The sequence below is a fragment of the Streptomyces cinereoruber genome (assembly GCF_009299385.1).
GTDB classification, from domain to species: Bacteria; Actinomycetota; Actinomycetes; order Streptomycetales; family Streptomycetaceae; genus Streptomyces; species Streptomyces bikiniensis.
This window is the reverse complement of sequence record NZ_CP023693.1, coordinates 2,293,967-2,313,843: the sequence shown is the minus strand read 5'-3', so window position 1 is coordinate 2,313,843 and position 19,877 is coordinate 2,293,967. Positions and strand designations below refer to the sequence as shown.

19 protein-coding genes are annotated in these 19,877 nt (G+C 73.2%); 10 read left to right on the top strand and 9 right to left on the bottom strand.

The window, feature by feature from the left end:
• Window positions 1–97: 97 nt before the first annotated feature.
• Window positions 98–967, bottom strand: a complete 870-nt coding sequence (gene panB, locus CP977_RS10195) for a 3-methyl-2-oxobutanoate hydroxymethyltransferase (protein ID WP_062756183.1) — start codon at window positions 965–967, stop codon at window positions 98–100.
• A gap of 405 nt (window positions 968–1,372) precedes the next feature.
• On the opposite strand from panB, the gene CP977_RS10190 reads away from it, so the two are divergent.
• Window positions 1,373–2,395, top strand: coding sequence for an endonuclease/exonuclease/phosphatase family protein (locus tag CP977_RS10190; RefSeq protein ID WP_062756185.1), 1,023 nt, complete (start codon window positions 1,373–1,375; stop codon window positions 2,393–2,395).
• Window positions 2,396–2,516: 121 nt separating this feature from the next.
• On the top strand, window positions 2,517–3,752 hold the full coding sequence (locus CP977_RS10185; protein WP_062756187.1) for an MFS transporter: 1,236 nt from the start codon (window positions 2,517–2,519) through the stop codon (window positions 3,750–3,752).
• On the opposite strand, the gene CP977_RS10180 is transcribed toward CP977_RS10185, so the two are convergent.
• Window positions 3,718–5,481 carry an NAD+ synthase gene (locus tag CP977_RS10180; protein ID WP_062756189.1) on the bottom strand — a complete coding sequence of 588 codons (1,764 nt, stop codon included), beginning with the start codon at window positions 5,479–5,481 and terminating at the stop codon, window positions 3,718–3,720. The genes CP977_RS10185 and CP977_RS10180 overlap by 35 nt on opposite strands.
• 289 nt (window positions 5,482–5,770) lie before the next feature.
• Here CP977_RS10180 and CP977_RS10175 point away from each other — a divergent pair, with 289 nt between their 5' ends.
• The gene (locus tag CP977_RS10175) at window positions 5,771–6,553 is read left to right on the top strand and encodes a DUF998 domain-containing protein (RefSeq protein WP_062756191.1); all 783 of its coding nucleotides are present in this window, start codon (window positions 5,771–5,773) and stop codon (window positions 6,551–6,553) included.
• Window positions 6,550–7,410 (top strand): alpha/beta fold hydrolase, encoded by an 861-nt coding sequence (locus tag CP977_RS10170; protein WP_152369946.1) that lies wholly within the window; start codon window positions 6,550–6,552, stop codon window positions 7,408–7,410. Before CP977_RS10175 ends, CP977_RS10170 begins: the two co-directional genes overlap by 4 nt.
• A 36-nt stretch (window positions 7,411–7,446) precedes the next feature.
• Here CP977_RS10170 and CP977_RS10165 read toward each other — a convergent pair whose 3' ends face one another.
• The 4 genes from CP977_RS10165 to CP977_RS10150 form a co-directional block, all read right to left on the bottom strand.
• A complete protein-coding gene (locus CP977_RS10165) occupies window positions 7,447–7,866 on the bottom strand; it encodes a CBS domain-containing protein (protein WP_062756196.1) in 420 nt (139 codons plus the stop codon).
• A gap of 149 nt (window positions 7,867–8,015) precedes the next feature.
• On the bottom strand, window positions 8,016–8,645 hold the full coding sequence (locus tag CP977_RS10160; RefSeq protein ID WP_183953190.1) for a DUF305 domain-containing protein: 630 nt from the start codon (window positions 8,643–8,645) through the stop codon (window positions 8,016–8,018).
• Window positions 8,642–9,319, bottom strand: a complete 678-nt coding sequence (locus tag CP977_RS10155; protein ID WP_152369945.1) for a DUF3105 domain-containing protein — start codon at window positions 9,317–9,319, stop codon at window positions 8,642–8,644. Before CP977_RS10155 ends, CP977_RS10160 begins: the two co-directional genes overlap by 4 nt.
• 90 nt (window positions 9,320–9,409) lie before the next feature.
• Window positions 9,410–9,799, bottom strand: a complete 390-nt coding sequence (locus CP977_RS10150; protein WP_229991566.1) for a hypothetical protein — start codon at window positions 9,797–9,799, stop codon at window positions 9,410–9,412.
• A gap of 290 nt (window positions 9,800–10,089) precedes the next feature.
• On the opposite strand from CP977_RS10150, the gene CP977_RS10145 reads away from it, so the two are divergent.
• Window positions 10,090–11,451 (top strand): glutamine synthetase family protein, encoded by a 1,362-nt coding sequence (locus tag CP977_RS10145; RefSeq protein WP_062756202.1) that lies wholly within the window; start codon window positions 10,090–10,092, stop codon window positions 11,449–11,451.
• Between the two features lie 85 nt (window positions 11,452–11,536).
• Here CP977_RS10145 and CP977_RS10140 read toward each other — a convergent pair whose 3' ends face one another.
• Entirely contained in the window at window positions 11,537–11,824 is a 288-nt protein-coding gene (locus tag CP977_RS10140) for a hypothetical protein (RefSeq protein WP_152369944.1), read from the bottom strand.
• A 108-nt stretch (window positions 11,825–11,932) separates the two neighbouring features.
• Between CP977_RS10140 and CP977_RS10135 the strand changes: the two genes are divergently transcribed.
• The 3 genes from CP977_RS10135 (at window position 11,933) to CP977_RS10120 (ending at window position 13,831) form a co-directional block, all read left to right on the top strand.
• Window positions 11,933–12,577, top strand: a complete 645-nt coding sequence (locus CP977_RS10135) for a hypothetical protein (RefSeq protein ID WP_152369943.1) — start codon at window positions 11,933–11,935, stop codon at window positions 12,575–12,577.
• Window positions 12,578–12,586: 9 nt separating this feature from the next.
• The gene (locus CP977_RS10130) at window positions 12,587–12,904 is read left to right on the top strand and encodes an NUDIX domain-containing protein (protein ID WP_152369942.1); all 318 of its coding nucleotides are present in this window, start codon (window positions 12,587–12,589) and stop codon (window positions 12,902–12,904) included.
• Between the two features lie 411 nt (window positions 12,905–13,315).
• On the top strand, window positions 13,316–13,831 hold the full coding sequence (locus CP977_RS10120) for a GNAT family N-acetyltransferase (protein ID WP_229991568.1): 516 nt from the start codon (window positions 13,316–13,318) through the stop codon (window positions 13,829–13,831).
• A 77-nt stretch (window positions 13,832–13,908) separates the two neighbouring features.
• Here the strand turns inward: CP977_RS10120 and CP977_RS10115 are convergent, their stop codons facing one another.
• Entirely contained in the window at window positions 13,909–14,340 is a 432-nt protein-coding gene (locus tag CP977_RS10115; RefSeq protein WP_062756243.1) for a VOC family protein, read from the bottom strand.
• A 320-nt stretch (window positions 14,341–14,660) separates the two neighbouring features.
• Between CP977_RS10115 and CP977_RS10110 the strand changes: the two genes are divergently transcribed.
• Together CP977_RS10110 and CP977_RS10105 are read left to right on the top strand one after the other, a co-directional pair.
• Window positions 14,661–15,941, top strand: coding sequence for a cytochrome P450 family protein (locus CP977_RS10110; protein ID WP_152369941.1), 1,281 nt, complete (start codon window positions 14,661–14,663; stop codon window positions 15,939–15,941).
• Window positions 15,938–17,194, top strand: coding sequence for a cytochrome P450 family protein (locus CP977_RS10105; protein ID WP_062756246.1), 1,257 nt, complete (start codon window positions 15,938–15,940; stop codon window positions 17,192–17,194). Before CP977_RS10110 ends, CP977_RS10105 begins: the two co-directional genes overlap by 4 nt.
• 119 nt (window positions 17,195–17,313) lie before the next feature.
• Here CP977_RS10105 and CP977_RS10100 read toward each other — a convergent pair whose 3' ends face one another.
• Window positions 17,314–19,401 (bottom strand): PIG-L family deacetylase, encoded by a 2,088-nt coding sequence (locus tag CP977_RS10100; protein WP_308017206.1) that lies wholly within the window; start codon window positions 19,399–19,401, stop codon window positions 17,314–17,316.
• Window positions 19,402–19,877 lie beyond the last annotated feature (476 nt).

Sequence of the window (19,877 nt, the reverse complement as noted above, 5' to 3'; positions counted from 1 at the left end):
CGACAGACGGCCGACAGCCCGCCGATGGGGGATGTCGGCGGGCTGTCGGAGGTGCCGCAGTGGCTTCTCGGGGTCCTCTGTGAGGGGCGTTCCCGGATCAGTGGAAGGTGTGCTCCTCGGCGGGGAACGCCCCGCCGGAGACGTCCTCGGCGAAGGCGCGCGCGGCGTCGCCGAGCGTCTCGCGGAGGTTGGCGTACTGCTTGGTGAAGCGCGGCACCTTGCCGCCGGTCAGACCTGCCATGTCGGTCCAGACGAGGACCTGCGCGTCGGTCCCGGCGCCCGCGCCGATGCCGATGGTCGGGATGTGCAGCGAGCGGGTGACCTCGGCGGCCAGCTCGGCCGGTACGAGCTCCAGGACGACCGCGAACGCGCCCGCGTCCTGCGCGGCCTTGGCGTCGCGGAGGAGCCGGTGGGCGGCCTCGTCGGAGCGGCCCTGCACCCGGTAGCCCATGGTGTTGACGGACTGCGGGGTCAGGCCCAGGTGGGACATGACGGGGATGCCGGCCTGGACGAGCAGCTCGGTCTGCGGCAGCGAGCGCTCGCCGCCCTCCAGCTTGATCGCGCCGACGCCGGCGTCCTTGACGAGCCGGGTGGCGTTGCGCAGGGCCTGGACGGGTCCCTCCTGGTACGAGCCGAAGGGCAGGTCGCCGACGACGAGGGCCCGCTTGGTCCCGCGCACGACGGCGGCGGACAGGAAGGTCATCTCGTCCATCGTGACGGGCACGGTGGTGTCGTAGCCGAGGTGGCAGTTGCCCATCGAGTCGCCGACGAGGATGACCGGGATGCCGGCCTCGTCGAAGACGGAGGCGGTCATCGCGTCGTAGGCGGTGAGCATGGGCCACTTCTCGCCGCGGGCCTTGGCGGCGGCGATGTCGTGGACGGTGAGGCGGCGGGTGCTCGTGCCCCCGTAGAGCGACTTGGTGCCGGCGCCGGCGGCGGGCGGCTTCTGGGCAGCCTGAAGCGTCATGGTGAACGGCTCCTTGTTGTCATCTCGAGGCGCCCTCACGGCGTCCCCGGACCACGTCCATGGTGGCACTTCGGCGGGCGGACGGGAAAGTGGGCCGGAGTGGCGCTGTTCACACCCCCGCAATGTGTGAAACCCGCGCGGAACCGCCCGGGGGCCCGGTCCGCGCGGCTCCGGGTCCCGGTCCGCGCGGCTCCGGAGCACCGCCCGGCGGATCCCCGGCCCCGCCCCGGCCGCCGTGAATATGAGCGTTCTGTCACAGCCGCCCCGCTTCGGCACCTCCGCAGGAACCCGCCACGCTCGCGGTGTCGTCCCTGGGGGAGTACGGCCGCCCCGTCATCGCCTAGTGTCGACGTCGGGCCACGGCAGCAGGCACGACAGTACGGCGGCAAGGCAGTGAGGGCAGCGATGACGCGGGTGGACACGACGGGGACCGAGTACGGCGGCGCGAACGGCGAGCGTCCCCGTTCCCGGTTCCGGGCCGCCCTCGACGGGCTCCGCCGCGACCCGGGGATCTGGCGCCGGGGCGTCCTGCTCGCCCTGACCGCCGTGGCGCTCACCCTCGTGATGGTCTTCCACGCCGAGATCCCCAACCGGGTCGGCAACCTGGGCAGCCTCACCGAGACCTTCCTGCCCTGGTTCGGCCTCTTCGTGCCGCTCCTGCTCGTCCTCGCCCTGCTGCGCCGGTCCGCCACCGCGCTGATCGCCCTGCTCCTTCCGGCCGCGGTGTGGCTCAACCTCTTCGGCGGGCTCGTCGCCGACAAGTCGGCCCCCGGCGGCGACCTGTCCGTCGCCACCCACAACGTGAACGCCGAGAACCCGGACCCGGAGGGCGCGGCCCGGCAGCTCGCCGCCTCCGGCGTCGACGTGCTCGCCCTGGAGGAGCTCAAGGGCGACATGGTCCCGGTCTACGAGAAGGGCCTCGCCGAGGCCTACCCGTACCACTCCGTCCAGGGCACGGTGGGCCTCTGGAGCAAGCTGCCGCTGCGGGACCCGCGGCCCGTCGACATCCACATGGGCTGGACCCGCGCCATGCGCGCCTCCGTCGTGACCCCGAAGGGCGAGGTGGCCGTGTACGTCGCCCACCTGCCCTCCGTGCGGGTCCGGATGAACGCCGGCTTCACCGCCAACCAGCGCGACAACAGCGCCGACGCGCTCGGCGAGGCCATCTCCCGGGACCGGAACGAGCGGATCGTCCTCCTCGGCGACCTCAACGGCACCATGAACGACCGCGCCCTCAACGGCGTCACCTCGCAGCTCCGCTCCACCCAGGGCGCGGCCGGCGACGGCTTCGGGTTCAGCTGGCCGGCCTCGTTCCCGATGGCCCGCATCGACCAGATCATGGTCAAGGGCATCGAGCCCGTCTCCTCCTGGGCGCTGCCCGCCACGCGGAGCGACCACCTCCCGATCGCCGCCCGCGTGCGGTTCTGAACCGGCCCCGGGCCGAAACGTCCCCTTCACCCTCCGGAAGCCACCGGGAATCCGCCGTCTGCGACAATTTGTTCAGACTGCGAACTAATCCCAGGCCCCACCCCCGGAAGGCTCTCCCCCCATGCCCCTGGCGTTGCTCGCCCTGGCCGTCTCCGCCTTCGGCATCGGCACCACCGAATTCGTGATGATGGGGCTCCTGCCCCAGGTCGCCGAGGACCTCGGCACCTCCGTCCCCACCGCCGGACACCTCGTCTCGGCGTACGCGATCGGGGTCGTCGTCGGCGCCCCGCTGCTCACCGCACTCGGCTCCCGCATCCCCCGCAAGCGGATGCTCCTGCTGCTCATGGCCCTCTTCACGGTCGGCAACCTGGCCTCCGCGCTCGCCCCCGGCTTCGGCTGGCTCGTCGCGGCCCGGGTCCTCGCCGGCCTCCCGCACGGCGCGTTCTTCGGCCTCGGCGCGGTCGTCGCCGCCCGGCTCGTCCGCGAGGGGCGGCAGGCGCGGGCGGTGGCCACCATGTTCCTCGGCCTCACCGTCGCCAACATCCTCGGCGTGCCCGCCGCGACCCTCCTCGGGCAGCACCTCGGCTGGCGGGCCACCTTCCTCGTGGTCTCCGCGATCGGCCTGCTCGCCGTGGCCGCGCTCGCCCGCCTCGTCCCGCCGATCCCCGCCGAGGGACACCGGGGCCTGGGCCGCGAGGTGCGCGCCCTCGGCCGCCCGCAGGTGCTGCTCGGCCTGCTCACCGCCGTCTTCGGCTTCGCGGGCGTCTTCGCCGTCTACTCGTACCTCGCCTCGATGACCACCGAGGTGATGGGCTTCGGCGACTCCACCGTCACCGTCGTCCTCGCCCTCTTCGGCCTCGGGATGACCGGCGGCGCGCTCGCCGCCGGACCGCTGACCGACCGCGCCCTGCGCCCCACCCTGTACGGCTCGCTCACCGCCCTCGTCCTCGCCCTGGTCGCCTTCCGCTTCACCGCCCACGTGCCCTGGCTCGCCCTGGTCACGGTCGTCGTGCTCGGCGCGGTCGGCTTCATGACCACCACCCCGCTCCAGATGCTGGTCATGAACAAGGCCGCGGACGCCCCCACGCTCGCCTCCGCCTCCAACCACTCGGCCTTCAACCTCGCCAACGCGGGCGGCGCCTGGGCGGGCGGCGCGGCCGTCGCCGCCGGCTGGGGCTGGACCTCCCCGGCCCTGGTCGGCGCGGGCCTCACCGCCGTCGGCTTGGCGGTCGCCGCGCTGGCGGGCCTGCTCGACCGCCGCACGCCGGAGGGGGCCTCCCGCGTGGTCGCGGGAAGCCCCCTCAAGGACACCGGGGCCGAGGTCAGCCGGCAGGGGACTCCCGCCAGCGGTTCGTGATCGGCAGCCGCCGGTCCTTGCCGAAGCCCTTCGCCGAGATCTTGGTGCCCGGCGGGTACTGGCGCCGCTTGTACTCCGCCGCGTCCACCATCCGCAGCGTCCGCGTCACCAGCTCCTCGTCGTACCCGGCGGCCACGATCCCGTCCCGCCCCAGGTCCCGGTCCACGTACAGGGCGAGGATGCCGTCCAGGACCGCGTAGTCCGGCAGCGAGTCCGTGTCCACCTGCCCCGGGCGCAGCTCGGCGCTCGGCGGCTTGGAGATCGAGCTCTCCGGGATCGGCGGGGTCTGGCCGCGCTCCTCGGCCGCCCGGTTCCGCCAGCGCGCCAGCCGGAAGACGTCCGACTTGTACACGTCCTTGATCGGCCCGAACGCGCCCACCGCGTCCCCGTACAGCGTCGAGTACCCCACCGCCAGCTCGGACTTGTTGCCCGGCGCGAGCACCAGGTGCCCCTCCTGGTTGGAGAGCGCCATCAGGGCCGTGCCGCGCAGCCGGGCCTGGAGGTTCTCCTCCGCGACCCCGGTGAGGCCGAGCGCCCCCGTGTACGCGTCGAACATCGGCTCGATCGACACCGTGCGGTGGTTCAGGCCGGTCCTGCGGGCCAGTTCGGCCGCGTCGCCGCGCGAGTGCTCCGAGGAGTACTTCGACGGCATCGACACCCCGTACACGTTCTCCGCGCCGAGCGCGTCGCAGGCGATCGCCGCGACGAGCGAGGAGTCGATGCCGCCCGACAGGCCGACCAGGACCGAGCGGAAACCGTTCTTCGCGAGGTAGGCGCGCAGGCCGATGACGAGCGCCGAGTACACCTCCTCGTCGTCGTCGAGGCGGTGCGCGTAGCCGCCCGTCAGCTCCGGCTCGTACGCGGGCAGCGGCTTCTCGGAGAGCACCACCCGGTCGATCCGCAGCCCGTCCTCGCCGACCGGCCCCTCCGGGGCGTCCGGGTCGTACGCGGGCAGCTCCAGGTCCAGGATCACGCTGCCCTCCACGAACTGCGGGGCCCGCGCGACGACTTCGCCCTCCGCGTCCACGACGATCGAGTCGCCGTCGAAGACCAGCTCGTCCTGGCCGCCGGTCGTCGCCAGGTACGCGGTGACGCACCCGGCCTCCCGCGCCCGCGCCCGGACCAGTTCGAGGCGCGTGTCGTCCTTGTTCCGCTCGTACGGCGAGGCGTTCACCGACAGCAGCAGCCCCGCCCGCGCGGCGCGCGCCGCCGGGACCCGGCCGCCGTCCTGCCAGAGGTCCTCGCAGATCGCCAGGGCCACGTCGATCCCGTGGACCCGGACGACGGGCAGCGTGTCGCCCCGCACGAAGTAGCGGTACTCGTCGAAGACGCCGTAGTTGGGCAGGTGGTGCTTGGCGAACCGCAGCGCCACCTCCCCGCCGTACAGCACGGCGGCGGCGTTCTCCGGCGACCCGGCCGGCCGGCCGAGCCGGGGCTCCGCCCGCTCGGAGCGGTCCAGGTATCCGACGACCACCGGCACCTCCCCGAACCCCTCCTCGGCGAGACGCCGGGCGAGCCCGCGCAGGGCCGCCCGGGACGCCTCCACGAAGGAGGAGCGCAGCGCGAGGTCCTCGACGGGGTATCCGGTCAGCGCCATCTCGGGAAACGCGACGAGATGCGCACCCTGCCCGGCGGCGTGCCGGGTCCAGTGCACGATCGCCTCGGCGTTCCCGGCGATGTCTCCGACGGTCGAGTCGATCTGATTGAGGGCGAGGCGTAGTTGAGGCACGCGGCCAGTGTAATCGTCAAACCGACGCTATGTCCTGGGGTGCGGGTCGGGAATCCCGGCCGAGGGCCCTGGGCCCGGACCGCGAGGTCGCTCACGGAGGCGGCCGGGGCGCCCGTTTGCGGAGACGTCCGTACACGGGGGTCGGCGCGCAGGTGCGCGTACGGAGACGAGGGCGGCCGGGTGTCCGTTCGCGGGGGCGACCTCGCGCGGAGGCGCCGGCGCGAAGGTCTCCCCGCGATCGGGCCCCGCCACCGGGAACCTCCGGTCGTACCCCGGCGTTCGAACCGGTATGTCCAGGACTGTCACGCGAACGGCCGCCGCCCTGCTGGCCCTCGGCGCGCTCGCGTACACCGCCTGGGTCCTCGAAGTCCTCGTCCACACGGGTCTCGACCCGGTCCGGACGTACGTCTCCGAGCTGGCCGCCGCCGACCAGCCCCTCGGCGGCCTCTTCCGCGCCACCGACTTCGCGGCCGGCCTCCTGGTCCTGGCGGGAGCCCTGACGGGCCTGGCGGGGGCGTGGCGGGCGCGCGGCGGGCCCGGCGGACCGGAGGCGCGGAGTTCTGCGGAGAGCGGATCCGGTGGGCGTACGGGGCAGGGCCCCGGGGCGCACGGACACGCGCGCCGCGACCCCTGGGCCCTCGGCGGCTGGATCGCCCTCGCCGTCTTCGGGGCCGCCACCGTCGCCGACTCCCGGCTGCCGCTCAGCTGCGCCCCGACCGTCGATCCCGTGTGCGCGGCGCGCGAGACCGCCGGGCTCGTGCCCGCCACCCACGCGGCCCACGCCGTCAGTTCGAGCCTCGCGATGACGGGCGCGCTCGCGGCCCTGGTCGCCCTGACCGTCGCCGCCCGCCGCCACGACCGCCGCCTGCCCCTCGCCCGTACCGGACCCGTCCTCGTCGCCCTGGAGCTCGCCGCCACCGCATGGACGCTCGCCGCCGTCGCCGCCTTCGAGGCCGGGAAGGGCATCTGGGCGCTCGGCGCGGGACAGCGGCTCCAGGTCCTCCTGGTGGCCGTGTGGCTCGCCGTCCTGGCGTACTCCCTCGCCACGGACACCCGGGAGGAACGGCGGTGACCTTCGTACGCATCGGGGGCGTGCCCCACCACGTGGTGGCCGAGGGCTCGGGCCCCGTCTGCGTCCTGAGCGCCGGCCTCGGCATGAGCTGGTTCGACTGGGACCCGGTCGTCCCGCACCTCGCCCCGTACCGTACGGTCGTCCGCTTCGACCGCCCCGGCCACGGCCTCTCCGCCCCCGCGGCGGCCCCGCCGACGGCGGCGGGCGAGGCGGACCGGATCGCGGCCGTCCTCGACGCGCTCGGCCACCGCGGACCGGCCGTCGTCGTCGGGCACTCGATCGCCGGGTTCCACGCGGAGGCCTTCGCCCGGCTGCACCCGGACCGCACCGCAGGCCTGGTCCTCGTCGACTCCTCGGTGGAGGAGGACCCCCGCCCGGCCCGCACCACCGCGCCCGCCCGCGCCCTCGGCGCCGTCCTCGCCGCCGCCGGGCTCCCGGCGGCGCTCGGCCCGGCGGTCCGGAACCTCGCGGTCCGGGCCGGGACCGTACGGAGAGGGGCGCCGGGTCCCGACCTCGGCCCCGCCCCCGTCCGTACCGACCCCGCCCTCGTCCGCCGCGTCTACCGCACCTCGCGGGTGCTGCGCGGCACCCTCCTGGAGAACGCCCGCTACGGGGCCGTCGCCGCCGAACTCCTCGCCCTGCGGGAGGACCGCCCCCTCCCGCCCGGCCTCCCCGTCACCGTCCTCGCCGCCCCCGACGGCTCCGCCCGCTGGGAGCGGCGCCAGCGCGCCCTCGCCCGGCGGCTCGGCGCCCGCTACGAGACGGCCGAACCGTCGGGCCACCTGGTCATGCGGGACCGCCCGGACCAGGTGGCCCGGGCGGTCCTGGACGTCCGAAGCGGTCAGGAGGGCGCGTAACGCCCCGGGGGAACGCCCGGGAGCCGTCAGGAGCCGTCAGGAGGACGCGTAGACGCTCATGCAGAACGCCTTGATCTGCTCGTCCGACAGGTGCTGCGCCAGCTCGGCCTCGCTGATCATGCCGACGAGCCGCTTCTCCTCGATGACGGGCAGCCGCTTGATCCGGTGGCTCTGCATCTCCTCCAGGACGGCGCCCACGTCGGCGTCCGACTCGACCCAGCGCGGGGTGCCCTTGGCCATCTCGCCGCAGGTCACCTTGGAGGGGTCGTGGCCCATGGCCACGCAGCCGACGACGATGTCGCGGTCCGTGAGGATGCCGCAGAGACGTTCGTTCTCGTCGGCGATGGGCAGCGCGCCCACGTTCAGGTCGCGCATCAGCTGCGCGGCGCGGTCGAGCGTCTCGTGAGCCGGGATCCACTGGGCCCCGGGGTGCATGATGTCCTTCGCCGTGGTCATGGGGTCGCGTACCTTTCGTCGTCGAACGTGGTCGTCGGTCGAACGCGGTCGTACGAATCCCCGAGCCCACCCATTGTCGGCGCACGGCACGGCCCCCGCGACCGCAGCGGGTCACGGGGGCCGTACGGCCTCCGCTCATGGGCCCGGGATCAGGCCCCGCGCTCCTTCAGCATGTCCGCCATCAGCAGCATCTCGGACTTCTGCGCGTCGACCATGCCCTGGGCGAGCGCGCGCTCGGTGTCCACGGTGCACTTCTGGACGCAGGCCTCGGCCATGTGGACCCCGCCCCGGTGGTGCTCGGTCATGAGCTTCAGGTACAGGACCTCGGCCTCCCGGCCGTCGGCCTTCCGCAACTCCTCGATCTGCGTCTTGGTCGCCATGCCCGGCATGACCGCCCCGTCCAGCGCGCCGTCGTCGCCCGAGCCGCCCATGCCCATCCAGGCCATCGGCTCGACGCCGGACTCGTTCTTGGGCAGCCCCCACAGGTCGAGCCAGCCGAGCATCATGCCCCGCTGGTTGGCCTGCGTGTTGGCGATGTCGTACGCGAGCCGGCGCACGGCCTCGTCCTCCGTCCGGTCCCGGACGATGAACGACATCTCGACGGCCTGCTGGTGGTGGACCGCCATGTCCCGGGCGAACCCGGCGTCCGCCGACGCGGAGACGGGCGTGGCGGGCGCCTCGTCACGGTCGGCCGAGGCGACGGTGACGGCGCCCCCGGCGAAGAGCACCGCGAGGGCGACGGCGGTGACCGCCGCCCCCTGCGTGCGGTTCAGCCTCACTGGCCCATCCCGGCGCCGCCCGCACCCTCCGCGTCGAGACCGCCCGTGCAGGCCGCGCCCGGCTCCGGGGTCTGCGGGCCCTGCACGTACTTGGTGAGGAAGGCGTCGATGCGCGGGTCGTCCGCGCCGTCCACGGTCACCTGCTTGCCCCAGGCGGACAGCATGATCGCGCCGGCCTGGTCGTCCACAGGGCTCATCAGCGTGTACTTGGTCTTGCCGACCTTCTTGGCCAGCGCGTCCACGTCGCCCTTGGGGGCCTGCTTGTTGTACGTCACCCAGACGGCGCCGTGCTCCAGGGAGTGCACGGCGTTCACCTCGGGGACCGGCTTCGTGTAGACGTCGCCGTCGCAGTTCATCCAGACCTGGCTGTGGTCACCGCCGACCGGCGGCTTCATGTCGTACTTCACGGCCGTCTCGACGTGGTTGCGGCCGAGCTTGGCGGGGTCCCAGCTCTTCTCGGCGGCGATCGGCGCCTTGGCGGCGGCTTCCTTCCTGTCCTGCTCGTCGGACTTCTTCATCAGCACGAAGCTGCCGAAGCCGACGAGGCCGAGCACGACGACGGTCGAGACGCCGATCGTGATCAGGCGGTTGCGGCGCTCGCGGGCCTGCTCGGCGCGGCGCATCTCCTCTATTCGGGCGCGGCGGTCGGCGTTGGAGGAGCGGTTGGCGGCCATGGTGGGTCGTCCTTCTTCGGGAGGTGGGGGTGGGGTTCGGTCCGGGCACGGACGTACGGCGGTGGGGCGGGGTGCCGCCCTCTCCTCCGCCTATGTCCGCAGGACCTGAAGGACGTGCAGGTCCGGCGCGCGCGGCCGGACGCCGGAGCGGCGCGCCGGCCCGTCGCCGGAGACCGGGGCCAGGCGCGGAAGCCCGTCCGCCGCCTGGAGCGGGGGATCGAGCGGGGGCGCGCTGAGCACCGCGGGGGACAGGGAGGGGAAGAGGGAGCAGCCGCCGCGGTCGTACGGACAGACGTACTCGACGGGGACGGTGACGGGGCTGGTGACGGGGACAGGACCGGCGACGGCGGTCGCGTCCTGCCCCGACTTCCGCCCCTGCGGCTCCGGGCCCGCCCCGTGATGGGCTCCCGCCCCCGGCCCCGTCCCCAGACAGAAGAAGAGCGCGGCGAGGAGCGTCGCCACGGCACTCACCAGTGCCATGGGACGCGCGTGCCGGGACGGGCGTACGAGCCGTGGGGCCCCCATGGGCGGAGATCGTAGTGGGCGAAGGCGCTCCATGGGCCGAACGGGGTACCACCGAGTACCGGAGGCCGGGCGGGAGAGGAGAGGAGGAAGCCGGAAAGCCCCCGTCCCCCGTTACCTGAGTCACACCCGAGCAGGCAGTATGGGTGTGCAACGTGCGCGAAACCATGTGGTGGGATGCTCAGGTGCCCCCGATGTGCCCGAGGCGGTGGGATCAGGCGGCCTGACCAGCGAGGATGGGTGTGGAAATGGACAAGCAGCAGGAATTCGTGCTCCGTACGCTCGAAGAGCGCGACATCCGCTTCGTGCGCCTGTGGTTCACCGACGTGCTCGGCTTCCTCAAGTCGGTGGCCGTGGCGCCGGCCGAGCTGGAGCAGGCCTTCGACGAGGGCATCGGCTTCGACGGCTCCGCGATCGAGGGCTTCGCCCGCGTCTACGAGTCGGACATGATCGCCAAGCCGGACCCGGGCACGTTCCAGATCCTGCCGTGGCGCGCGGAGGCCCCGGGCACGGCCCGGATGTTCTGCGACATCCTGATGCCGGACGGCTCGCCGTCCTTCGCGGACCCGCGCTACGTCCTGAAGCGGGCCCTGGCCAAGACCTCGGACCTGGGCTTCACCTTCTACACCCACCCCGAGATCGAGTTCTTCCTCCTGAAGGACAAGCCGCTCGACGGCTCCCGGCCCACCCCGGCCGACAACTCGGGCTACTTCGACCACACCCCGCAGAACGTCGGCATGGACTTCCGCCGCCAGGCGATCACCATGCTGGAGTCGATGGGCATCTCGGTGGAGTTCTCGCACCACGAGGGCGCGCCGGGCCAGCAGGAGATCGACCTGCGCTACGCGGACGCGCTCTCGACGGCCGACAACATCATGACGTTCCGCCTGGTCATGAAGCAGGTGGCCCTGGAGCAGGGCGTCCAGGCCACCTTCATGCCGAAGCCGTTCTCGGAGTACCCGGGCTCGGGCATGCACACCCACCTCTCCCTCTTCGAGGGCGACCGGAACGCCTTCTACGAGTCGGGCGCCGAGTACCAGCTCTCCAAGGTGGGCCGCTCCTTCATCGCGGGCCTCCTGAAGCACGCCGGCGAGATCTCGGCCGTCACCAACCAGTGGGTCAACTCGTACAAGCGCATCTGGGGCGGCTCGACGCGCACGGCCGGCTCGGGCGGCGAGGCCCCCTCGTACATCTGCTGGGGCCACAACAACCGCTCGGCCCTCATCCGGGTCCCCATGTACAAGCCGGGCAAGACGGGCTCCTCGCGCGTCGAGGTCCGCTCCATCGACGCGGGCGCCAACCCGTACCTGACCTACGCCGTCCTCCTCGCCGCCGGCCTCAAGGGCATCGAGGAGGGCTACGAACTCCCGGCCGGCGCCGACGACGACGTCTGGGCCCTCTCCGACTCGGAACGCCGCGCGATGGGCATCGAGCCCCTCCCGCAGAACCTCGGCGAGGCGATCTCCCTGATGGAACGCAGCGAACTGGTCGCGGAAACCCTGGGCGAGCACGTCTTCGACTTCTTCCTGCGCAACAAGAAGCAGGAGTGGGAGGAGTACCGCTCCGAGGTCACGGCGTTCGAGCTGCGGAAGAACCTGCCGGTGCTGTAGCAGCGGGCAGGGCTCCGCACCGACGCCCGGGGCCGACGGACGCGAACCGTTCGGCTCCGGTGCGTCCCCCGCTCCTCCCGGGCCGTCAGACGGGATCGCGTTCAGCAGACCACTGGTGGCCGCACTCCAGCTCGGTTCCGCTGCTGTCGACGACCGTGTAGTCGACGATCACCTTGTCGGGGTCTCCGCCCTCGTAGATCCACACGACCAGGCGGTCCGTGGCGGCGACCACCGTGAACTGGGGATCCGGAGTGCCGGCGTCGGGCACAACGGTGAACTCGTCCCCGGGCTTCAACCAGAAGTCCTCGCCGTACGGTTCGACGAACAGGCAGAAGAGGCCCTTGCCGCCGTTCTGCACGGGGAGCCTGTTCATCGATGCCGTCCAGGTGATCGTTGCCGTTCGAGGAGCATTCAAGATAGCGGCCCTCTCCAATCGGAGCCGACCGACAAAGCCCTGTTCGGCCCGGGCCACAATGACGGCATGACCGATGGAATAGCCTGGCTCGCAGCTCCTCGGTCGATCGCCTACGGCGGCTACAGCGTGCTGTTGACGTGCGGCCTGGACGAGGAGGAGCTGGTGTCCCGGCTCGCGGGGGCGGTGTGCTCGGGTCGGCGCACGTTGCGGTCGCTGGGAGAACTGACCGGTGAAGACCTGATCGAGGCGCTGGAGGACGAGTACGGGGACCACCCCACGGAGGCGGCCCTGCGTCTCGGCCGGGACGGAGACCGGGTCTTCGCCGTCATGTACGGCGGTTGGCAGGACGAGTTCGGGAGCCTCGCGTCCGTCTCGCGCGGTGGCGCCCACGTCTTCCACCTGGAGTTCGAGGAGGAGAACGGCAAGCCGGTGCCGCCGTGGTTCCACTACTTCCACGACGAGCGCCTCCTGTGCGGCTTCAACCTGCACCTGGACCACTCCTGGGGCTCCGCCGGCGTGGACGGGGACCCCGAGGTGGCCCCGCAGGTCGAGCGGCTGCTCGGAGAGGCCGGCCTGCCCGACGAGAACCTCCCCGCCGAGGACGCCCACCGCACCTCACTCCAGGTCGTCGAACGCCACTTCGGCCTCTCCCTGCCCCGGAGCAGGGTCCTGGAGGAGCCGCTTCCCTCCGTGGTCCTGGAGATCGCCTGAGGCCGGGCGATGTCACCCCTGCACCCCGTGTCCGTGGCTGGTGCCGTCGTGCGGGAGGTCTCGGAGGAGACCGGGGTTCGAGTCGAGGTCGGTGAACTCACCGGGGTCTACAAGAACCTTGCCCGGGGGATCGTCGCCCTCGTGTTCCGGTGCCGGCCCGTGGGCGGGGACGCCCAGACCTCCGACGAGGCCACCGCCGTCGAGTGGCTCACTCCTGGCGAGGTCCGGGAGCGGATGGCCGAGGTGCATGCCGTGCGGCCGCTCGATGCCCTCGACGGGGCCGGGCCCCACGTGCGGGCTCATGACGGGCGGCGGTTCGTTTCGTAGGGCGGTGGTTATCCGGTGGTCGGTCGCCGGGCTCTGTAAGTACGGTCCGAGCATGTGTACTTACGCCTTCGTCCACTACAAGCTGCACTACGCGTGCGTCTCGTGCCGGATCAGTTTTAAGCGGCATCCGAACGGTGCCGGGCATCCGTGTCCCCGGTGCTCCGAGCCCATGCTGTGCGCCGGGCACGACTTCGCCGCGCCTCGGCGGAGTGATCGGAAGGCGTGGTCGGTCGTCGCGGTCGTTCTCCGGGCCGGGCTGCGGTACGAGGGGTTCCAGGGGTGCGGGTGCGGGCGGGAGCCGAAGTTCCGGCCACGGACGCGGGCCCAGGTGCGGGCCCGGCGTATCGCCGCCGCGCGGACCGGAGTTCCGTTCGCGGAGGTGCTCGGGCGGGTCGAGCCGATGGAGGCGCGGTGATCCCCCGGACCTTCGGCGTGGAGGTTCCTCCCGTCGCCACCGCGCGGCTGCTCCTGCACCCGCTCACCGTCCGCGAGGCCGAGCGGATCGTCGCGCGGGCGCCCCGTGACGGGGACCTCTGGGGGGAGGGGTATCCCCAGGACGGGGACGTCCAGGGGTGCGGCGGGTTTCTGCGGGAAGCCCTCGGGTGCGGGGATCCCGGGGTTTTCCGGGCGTACGAGGTGCGGCTTCTTGAAAGTGGCGTTGCCGTCGGGGGGATCGGGTTTCACGGGCCGCCCGACGACATCGGCGTCGTGACCGTGGGATACGGGCTCGTGCCCGGTGTACGGGGGAAGGGGTACGCCTCCGAGGCCCTGCGCGCGCTCCTCGAAACCGCCCGGACGGCCGGCGTCGCCGGGGTGAAGGGGGACGCCGACCTGGACAACCTCGCCTCGCACCGGGTCATGGAGGCCGCCGGGATGCGGTGCGTCGCGGAGGACGGCCTCCTCCGGCACTTCTATCTGGGGTTCTGAGGCTCCGCCCGGCTGAGGCTCCGCCCGGCTGAGGCTCCGCCCGGCTGAGGCCCCGGCCGGCTGAGGCCCCCGGCCCCTCAGCGTTCCGACAGCTCCGTCGGCGCCTCCTGGACCACCCAGCCGTTGCCGTCCGGGTCCTCGAAGGTCATGAACGAGTTCCAGGTGGCGCCCTTCCCCTCCTCCCAGCCCGTCTCGCCGACGTGCAGGACGGGGGAGACCTCGACGCCCCTGTCCACCAGCTCCTTCCGCGCCGCCTCGATGTCCGTGACGCAGAGCTGGAGGCCGTGCAGGCCGCCCGGGGGCGTCTGCTTCGTGCCCGGCATCGGCGGCATCCCGCTCAGCATCGCGATCGAACAGCGCGAGCCCGGCGGCGTCGCCTGCACGATCCGCATGCCGGGGGCCACCTCGTCGTCCAGGTCGATCGTGAAGCCGCACTTCTCGCCGTAGAACTCCTTCGACCGGTCCATGTCCGTGACGGGGACCGGGACGACTTCCAGTGTCCAGTTCATGGGTTCTCCTCGTTCCTCTCCGGAGGGCCGGAGCCGGGGCCGGGACCCGCCGTCACCGACCTGACGGAAAATCGTCCCTCCCGCCGTCCGGTTTCGGAGCCGGGAGCGCGCACAAGGGCGGGAATGCTCCCCCTTGTTCCTTCTTTGTTCCTCCGTAACGCGCTCGCGATCGCCAACTGCCCGTTCTCTTCCGTCCGCTGTGCGGAATCGATCGTGATTGAGGGGTCCCGCGACACACAACCTCCCTATAGTGAGCCAGCGTTGATCACAGGAACGCGACACGTGCGGCTGTCGCCCCAGGAGTCGGGAGTTCAGGACTCATGACGCGCCCCCATCCCGGGCAGCCGCCCGCCGAGCAACCGCCCCCCGGGTGCCCCGCGCACGCAGGCACCGCCGTCTCCCTCGACGGGCCCGGCTTCCAGGTCGACCCCCAGGCCCTCTACCGGGCCATGCGGCGCGACCACGGGCCCGTCGTCCCCGTCGAGCTGCCCGGCGGGGTGCCCGCCTGGCTGGTCATCGGGTACCGCGAACTCCACCGGGTCACCAGCGACGGCGAGCTGTTCCCGCGCGACGTGGGCCTCTGGAACCAGTGGCCGCACATCCCCGACGACTGGCCGCTGCTCCCGATGGTCGGACGGCCCATGCCGTCCATCTACTTCACCGCGGGGGAGGAGCACCGGCGGCACGTCCGGATGGTGGTGCCCGCCCTGGAGGGTGCCGACCCGTTCGAGGTCCGCGGGCACTGCGAGCAGCTCGCCGACCGGCTCGTCGACGCCGTCTGCGGCCGCGGCACGGCCGACCTCGTGGCCGACTTCTGCGAACCCCTGCCCGTCCTCGTCCTCGCCCGCCTCGTCGGCTTCCCCGACGCCGAGGGCGAGGACATCGCCAAGGTGTTGAAGGACCTGGCCGACGGCGGGCCCGGCGCGCAGAGCGCCCACCAGCGGTTCGGCGAGCACATGGCGCGCCTGGTCGCCGCCAGGCGGGCCGCGCCCGGGAGCGACGTCACCTCCCGCATGCTCGCCTTCCCCGAGGAGTTCACCGACGAGGAGTACGCGCTCGACCTGATGGCCGTCACGGCCGCCGGGCACCTCACCACCGCCGACTGGCTCGGCAACTCCCTGCGCCTGATGCTCACCGAGGACGCGTTCGCCGACTCGATGGCCGGCGGCCGGCGCAGCGTCTCCGACGCCACCACCGAGGTGCTGTGGGAGGACGCCCCCACCCAGATCCTCGCCGGCCGCTGGGCCGTACGGGACACCCGGCTCGGCGGCCGGCAGATCCGGGCCGGGGACATGCTGCTGCTCGGCCTCGGCGCCGGCAACACCGACCCGCTGATCCGCCAGGGAGTCCACGGCGCCCACGGGGGCGGCGGCGCGCACCTGGCGTTCAGCCACGGCGAGTACCGGTGCCCGTTCCCCGCCCAGGAGATCGCCGAGACCATCGTCCGCACCGGCATCGAGGTCCTCCTCGACCGGCTGCCCGACCTCGAACTCGCCGTCCCCGCCGAGGAACTCGTACGGCGCCCCTCCGCGTTCCTGCGCGGCACCACCTCGCTCCCCGTCCGCTTCACCCCCGTTCGTACGACAGGAGACCCCTCGTGACCTGCCCCCACGCCGCCGCACAGGCCGCTGCCCGGGACGGCGGAACCGTCGTCATCGACCCGATGGTCCAGGACCTGGACGGAGAGACGGCGCGGCTGCGCGACGCCGGGCCGCTGGCCCGGATCGATCTGCTCGGGGTGCCCGCCTGGGCCGTCACCCGGCACGCCGACGCCCGGCGGCTGCTGGTCGATCCCCGGCTCGTGAAGGACCTGGACGCCTGGGGACTGTGGCGCAGCGGCGCGGTCACGCACGCCTGGCCGCTCATCGGCATGATCGACGCCGGGCGCTCCATGTTCACCGTCGACGGCGCCGAGCACCGCCGGCTGCGGGCCAAGACCTCCCAGGCGCTCACCCCCCGCCGCCTCGAAGCGATACGCCCCGACATCGAGAGGTTCACCGCCGAACTCCTCGACGCCCTGGAGGAGGGCGGGAAGGACGGGGCCGTCGTCGACCTCAAGTCCGTGTTCGCGCAGCCGCTGCCCATGAAGGTCGTCGGCATGCTGATGGGCGTCGACCCCGCCGCGAACGCCATGCTCACCCGGCAGTACAAGAAGTTCTTCTCGATGCTCACCCCGCAGGACGAGCGCCTCGCCCTCCTCGCCGACCTGGACGTCTTCTACGCCGATCTGGTCCGCGAGAAGACCGCGCGGCCCACCGACGACCTGACCTCCGCGCTCATCCTCGCCGACGAGGGCGGCGAGCCGCTGACCGAGGAGGAGGTCATCGGCAACCTCAAGGCGATGGTCGCCGCCGGGCACGAGACCACGATCGGGCTCATCCTCAACGCCGTACGGGCCCTGCTCGCCCACCCCGACCAGCTCGAGCTGGTCCTCGACGGGGAGGTCTCCTGGGAGGCCGTCGTCGAGGAGACCCTGCGGTGGGACACCCCCACCACCCACCTGCTCATGCGGTTCGCCACCGAGGACATCGAGGTCGGCGACGGCGTCGTCGCCGAGGGCGAGGGCGTGGTCATCTCGTACCGGGCGATCGGACGCGACCCCGAGCAGCACGGGCCCGACGCCGACGCGTTCGACATCACCCGGGCCGCCCCGATCCGGCACATGACCTTCGGGCACGGCCCGCACATCTGCCCCGGCGCCGCCCTCTCCCGCGTCGAGGCCGGGATCGCCCTGCCCGCCCTCTTCGCCCGCTTCCCCGGGCTGCGGCTCGCGGTGCCGGACTCCGACATCCGCAAGCTTCCGGTGATGACGCAGAACGACATGGAGGCGTTTCCCGTCCTCCTCGGCTCCTGACCCTCCCGGGGCCCGGGGCCGAAAAACCCCGGGCCCGGAAGGCCCTGGGCCGGAAGACTCCTGAGCCCGGAAGGCCCCGGGCCCGAAAGCCCCCGGGCCCCGAACGCGGAAGCCCCCGCTCAGCGACCCGTCGGCGACCAGTGCAGCCGGCCGTCCAGGCCCATCGCCGCGACCCCGTCCGTACCCGCGTACGGCGCCCCCGCCAACTGGAACCGGTCCAGCGTCCACAACGGCCGCGACCCGATGCCCGTCTTCCCCGTCCCCGTCCTGCCCTGCGACATCGTCGCCAGGAAACCGGTGCGGGAGCGGACCGCGAGGAGGCCGTCGCCGCCGCTCACCGGGCCGAAGCCGGCGACCCCGGTGCCCGGCAGCTCCGTGAACGGCGGGGCCGGGGCCGTACCCGAGAAGTCGGCGCTGCGCAGGTCGCCGGAGGCCGGCTTGCGGAACCAGAGCCGCACCCCGTCGCCCGACGGCGAGGCGGTCGCGCTCAGCGACAGCGTCGTCGGCGGCAGACCGGTCCGCGCCGGGCCCGTCAGCGGCGCGCCGGGAAGCAGGCGCGTCCAGGCCAGGACGGTCTTCGAGGTGCTCGCGAAGACGTACCCGCGCCCGCTCGCGTCCGTCGCCGCCACCGGATCGCCGATCAGGTTCGTACCGCCCAGGACGCGCCACGGCCCCCACGTGCCGTCGGCGCGCTGCTCGCGGGAGGCGAGGCGGAGGCGGCTGTCCCGGACGGCCAGGAGCGCCCGGCCGTCGGCGCCCACGGTCACGGCGGGCGCGCTGATGTCCGAGGTGCCCGAGGCGTCGTTCCGCTCGGGGGAGCCGAGCGGGCGCCACGGGCCGAAGCCGCCGCCCGGCGCGGTCTGAGTGGTGCTCACCACCTCCCGGCGGTAGTCCTTCAGGACCGTCCGGGTGCCGTAGACGGAGACGCGGCCGTCGGGCAGGGCCACGGAGGTGACCCCGCCGTCGATGCCGTCGCCGGGCAGCAGCTCCGGGCCCCGCCAGTCGGTGGCGTCCGCCGTCTTCCGCCAGATCCCGAGGCGCCCGTCGAGGACGGAGAAGGCGAGCAACCCGCCGTCCCGGTCCGGCTGCACCCAGGAGGTGGAGGTGGACCGGGCGTAGCGAATGGTCTGGGTCCAGCCCCGACCGGTGGGCCGCGCGGCCACCTTCAGGTCGCCGCAGCCCGCGACCGTCCCGCAGTCCGCGACCCCGTCCAGCCACGCGTACGTCTTCAGGGTCTTCAGCTTCGCGCCCGCCGCCTCGGCGTCGAGGGTGTGCGGCAGGCCGCTGGTCGGATAGCCCAGGTAGTTCTGCACCACGACGTGCGGGTGCCCGGGGCTCTTCGCGTACCGGTCCAGCGCCTCCTGCGCGAACCGGGCCCCGTACAGGTGGTCCTGGTGGTCCCGGAGCTTCCCCGTCCGCTGGTCCCGGCCGGGGCTCGGGTCCTGCATCCGCACGAAGGTCGGCCGGAAGCGCTCCAGGAGCCCGGCCACCGTCTCGACGACCTGCTCCTTGGTGTACGTGAAGGGGGCGGCGACCGGAGTGCCGGTGGACCGCTGGGAGCCGATCCGCGTGATGCGGCCGTGCCAGAGGCCGTTGAGGCTGTGCGGGCGGTCGCCGTTGACGGAACCGGCCTCGCGTATCTGCAGCCACACCAGCCTGACGTGCGGCTTCGCCCGCAGGACGTCCATCTCGGCCCACGCCCCGCCGGCCGTGGGGATCGCGATCCGGTCCCAGGGGCTGGTCCTGCTGCCCGTCGCCATCTCGGCGTACGCGGCGCGGATGCCGTTCTGCCGGGCCTCGGCGTAGCCCGCCTTGTCGGCCGCGACCCCGGCGGCGTCGCGCGGGCGCGCGTTGACGCCGTCGGCCTCGCCCGCGGTGAGGTAGACGGAGGCCAGGGGGCTGCCGGAGTGGAGCGACTGGGATATGTCCGGGTTCATGAAGAACAGGTCGTCGTCCGGGTGCGCGACGATCTGCACCACCGAGACCGAGGACGGCGGGACCGTCCCGGGCCGCGTCCGTATCTCGGACGGCCGGACCTTCGGGAGGGCGGGGCGCGCCTGGACCTTCGCGGGGGTCTCGGCCTCCGGGACGGGGCGGGCCCGGCGCGGCTCGCCGGCCGCGTGGGCCGTCCCCTCCTCCGGCGTTCCCGCCATGGAGACGGCCCCGGCGAAGACGCTGCCCACCAGGGCGGCCGTGACCACCGTCACGGCGGCCCTGCGGCGGGACGGGGAAACGGGGCGACGGACGCGGCGGCGAAGGCGGAGGGGCATGGGTCGGTGGCGCGCTTTCGGGAGATCGGGCGGGTCGAGGAGCGGGTGGTTCGGGAGCCCGGGCGGGTCGGGGGCTCGGCCGGCTCCGGAGTGCGGGTGGCTCGGGAGCCCGGGCGGTTCGGGAGGGCGGTGGTGCGGGAGAGCGGTGGTTCGGGCGTACGGGCCCCGGGCGGGGCCCGGTCGGGCGGGTGCGGGGGCCTGCGGTGCGCCGGTCGGGCGGGCAGGCGTACGGCCCCGGACAGGGGGCCGCGGTCGAGCGGAGGAGCGGATCGGCTCCGGTGGGGGCCGTGGTCGAGCGGAGGAGCAGGCCGGCCCCGGTGGAGGCCGTGGTCGAACGGATGGGCGGATCTCACGATCAGCTAGAGGGACTTTCAAGGAATACGGTTCATCCGCAGCGAAAAGCTACTAATGTG